The 3,053-nt window shown below is 67.1% G+C and carries 3 protein-coding genes and 1 pseudogene; all 4 read left to right on the forward strand.

Annotated elements, in window-relative coordinates:
• On the forward strand, positions 1–871 hold an 871-nt coding region (locus tag EOA60_RS26190; RefSeq protein ID WP_245502613.1), incomplete at its 5' end, for an energy transducer TonB.
• Positions 872–1,030: 159 nt separating this feature from the next.
• Entirely contained in the window at positions 1,031–2,125 is a 1,095-nt protein-coding gene (locus EOA60_RS26195) for a transporter substrate-binding protein (protein WP_095826242.1), read from the forward strand.
• Positions 2,122–2,724 (forward strand): ANTAR domain-containing protein, encoded by a 603-nt coding sequence (locus EOA60_RS26200; protein ID WP_095826241.1) that lies wholly within the window; start codon positions 2,122–2,124, stop codon positions 2,722–2,724. Before EOA60_RS26195 ends, EOA60_RS26200 begins: the two co-directional genes overlap by 4 nt.
• Before the next feature lie 19 nt (positions 2,725–2,743).
• Positions 2,744–3,053, forward strand: a pseudogene (locus tag EOA60_RS26205) (ABC transporter permease); the annotation flags it as partial.

Below are 3,053 nucleotides of genomic sequence, written 5' to 3' on the forward strand. Positions count from 1 at the left end.
CGCTTATGCGGTGCAGAATCTGAGCTTTACCGAGGTGCCGGACGGCGGCGCGCCGCCGGCGCTGGCTGTCGAAATGGCGCCGCTGCCGACGACGCCTGCCGTGCCGGAAGAGGCGGCCATGCTGGACACGGTCGCGCCGGACCAGCCAGATGCGGCGGAGGAGACGGAAAAGCCCGCCGAAGTGAAACCGGTGACCGATCCGGCGCCGGTCGTGAAATGGGTCGAGCCGGTCGCCGAGCCGCCGGCCGTTTCCGACAAGGCGGCGGAGGTCGAACCGGCGGAGACAGCAGCTGCGCTCAGCGAGCGGCCGCCGCTGGACGAGGTCGTGCCCGACCCTGTCGAGACAGCTACTCCCGACGTCGTCGTTCCGCTGCCGCAGCCAAAGCCTTTCGAGGCGCAGCCGAAGGCAAGCCAGCCCGTCGAGGCGAGGAAAAAAGTGGAAAAGAAGCCGGTCGAAAAGCCGAACCAGAGGAAAAGGGCAAAGGCCGCGCCGCCAAAGGCCGTGACGATGGCCGGCATCGATGCCAACGCAGGCGCGAAGGCCGCCGCGCCGCAATCCTCCGACTCGGTGTCGCGATCGAGCGTCAGCCCGTCGCGCTGGAATTCCAACTTGGCGGCATGGATCAGGCGGCATACCCGCTATCCGAGCGCGGCGCGCTCCAGGCGCGTCGAGGGCACGCCTACTGTAACCTTCACGGTAGACGTCTCCGGCAGGGTAGTCTCTGCCCGGCTGGCGCAATCCTCGGGCGATCCGGATCTCGATCGCGCCGCGCTCGGCGTGTTGCAGGGCGCGTCGGTGCCGGCGCCGCCGGCCGAACTCGGCGCCCACGTCACCCGCACCGCGCCTTTCGTCTTCAGCCTGCGCGATTAGATGCCCCGCCGCGCCATGCAACTTTGAGGCTTGACTGGCGGGCGGTAGGGAATAGGGTAGCTGCGAACATATCGGCCTCGGTCGCCGGACGGCAAGAATGCCTCGTATGCCTCGCCTGTCGGCGGCGGCTGCGGGGCTTTTTCATTTTTGGGGCATTGCTTGAAACGGCGTATCGAGATCGGCGTCCTCTATTCGCGATCCGGCAGCTACCAGCTCGTCTCGGACGCGTGCCGCACGGGCGCGATGCGGGCGATCGCCGACATCAATGCCGACCGAAGCTGCGGGATCGAGCTGGTGCCGGTCGAACGCGATCCGCAAAGCAATGCCGACCGCTACGCCTCACTTTGCGAGGATATCTTCCGGACCAGCAGCGCCCGCCACGTGATCGGCTGCATTACCTCCTGGAGCCGCAAGGAGACGATCCCTGTGCTGGAGAAGGCGGGCGGCATGCTCTGGTATGCCTGCCCCTATGAGGGGTTCGAGGCCAACGAGCATGTCGTCTACATGCATGCCTGCCCGAACCAGCATCTGGTTCCGCTGATGGCTCATGTAGCGCCGCGTTTCGGCGCCAACGGCTTCCTGCTCGGCTCGAACTATATCTGGGGCTGGGAGATGAACCGCGTCGCGCGCGACCTGATCGCCGACGCTGCGGGCAAGGTGCTCGGCGAGCGCTACCTGCGCATCGGCGAAACCGACGTTTCGCGCCTGATCGATGAAATCCGCGCCACGCGGCCGAATTTCATCCTCAACAACCTCATCGGCACCTCGTCCTATGCCTTCCTGGCGGCATATCGCGACTTGGGACGCGAGAATGCGGCCTTCAAGGCCGATGCCTGCCCGGTCATATCCTGCAATCTCACCGAGGGCGAGTTGCCGGCGATCGGCGAAACGGGCAGGGGCCATTTGTCGGCCGGACCCTATTTCGCGCCGCGCCCGGCTGCCTTCGCCTCGTCCTTCGAGGCGTCCGCCTATGCATCGGTGCAAGTGATGGCGGACGTGCTCTCCGGCGATCCCGACGCCGGCCCGGCGGCGTTCTCAAAAGCCTTCGCCGGGCGCCGCTTCACGACGCGCCTGGGGCCTATCGCAATCGATCCGCACACGCAGCATGCAACCCTGCCGGTGATCATCGGGCGCATCGCCGATGGATTTTTCGAGGTCGTCAGCCGCGAGGAAGAGGTGGCGCCCGATCCCTATCTGTCGCGTTACGACCCGGCGAAGACCTTCGGCCGTCCGCGGCTCAGGGTGGTGTCGTGAGCCGGTCCGCACGCATCCCCAATCTCGGCGGCGCGCGGGTTTTCGTGCTGCATCGCCCGCACGCGACGGTGCAGGCGATCACCAGGCAGCTGTCGGCGATCGGCCTTGAGGCGGTCGAATGCTGGCCGCAATTGCCGGCAGAGGCGCTTGCCGCGGATTTCGTCTTCTTCGACGCCGATCTCGGCTTCGACGAGCAGTTCCCGTGGCAGCCGGGCGAGGCGCCGATGCCCCTGGTGGCGCTGATCGGTTCGGAAGCGCCGGGCCGCATCGAATGGGCGCTGTCGCAAAAAGCCGATGCGCAATTGTTGAAACCGGTCGGCAATGCGGGCGTGTACAGCGCGCTGCTGATCGCCCGGCAAAGCTTCGAGGCGGGGAAACGGCTGGCCGACGAGATCGCGTCGCTGCGCCAGCGCGTCGGCGAGCGCCAGACCATCGTGCGCGCGGTCGCGGCGCTGTCGAAAGGCAGCGACGACGATCGCGCCTATGCGCAGTTGCGGTCGCTGGCGATGAGCTGGCAGATCAGCGTCGAGGAAGCGGCCCGGCGGATCGTGGCGATGACGGAAAACGAGGATGGCGGTGACCAATCCCATCGCGCCTGATCTCCCGGCGCCGGGCCAAATGCCGGTCAAGCCGCGCGCCGGCGTCTGGCGCCGGCTGCTCAAGCGGCCGCTGGCGCTGCTCGGACTCTTCATCGTCGCCATCGTGCTTGCTGGCGCCATCCTGGCGCCGTGGCTGACCGGCTACGATCCCAACGAGCAGATGTTCGACGGACTGACGCTGGAAGGTTCGCCCTTGCCGCCGAACGCCAAGTTCTGGCTGGGCACCGACCTGCTCGGCCGCGACCTGTTGACCCGCATCCTGTTCGGCGCCCGCACCTCGCTGATCATCGGCATCGTCGCCAACGGCGTACCGATCAGAAGCGCCACGC

Origin of the sequence: Mesorhizobium sp. M1A.F.Ca.IN.020.06.1.1, from assembly GCF_004023265.1 — a bacterium.
In the GTDB taxonomy this organism is placed as follows: domain Bacteria; phylum Pseudomonadota; class Alphaproteobacteria; order Rhizobiales; family Rhizobiaceae; genus Mesorhizobium.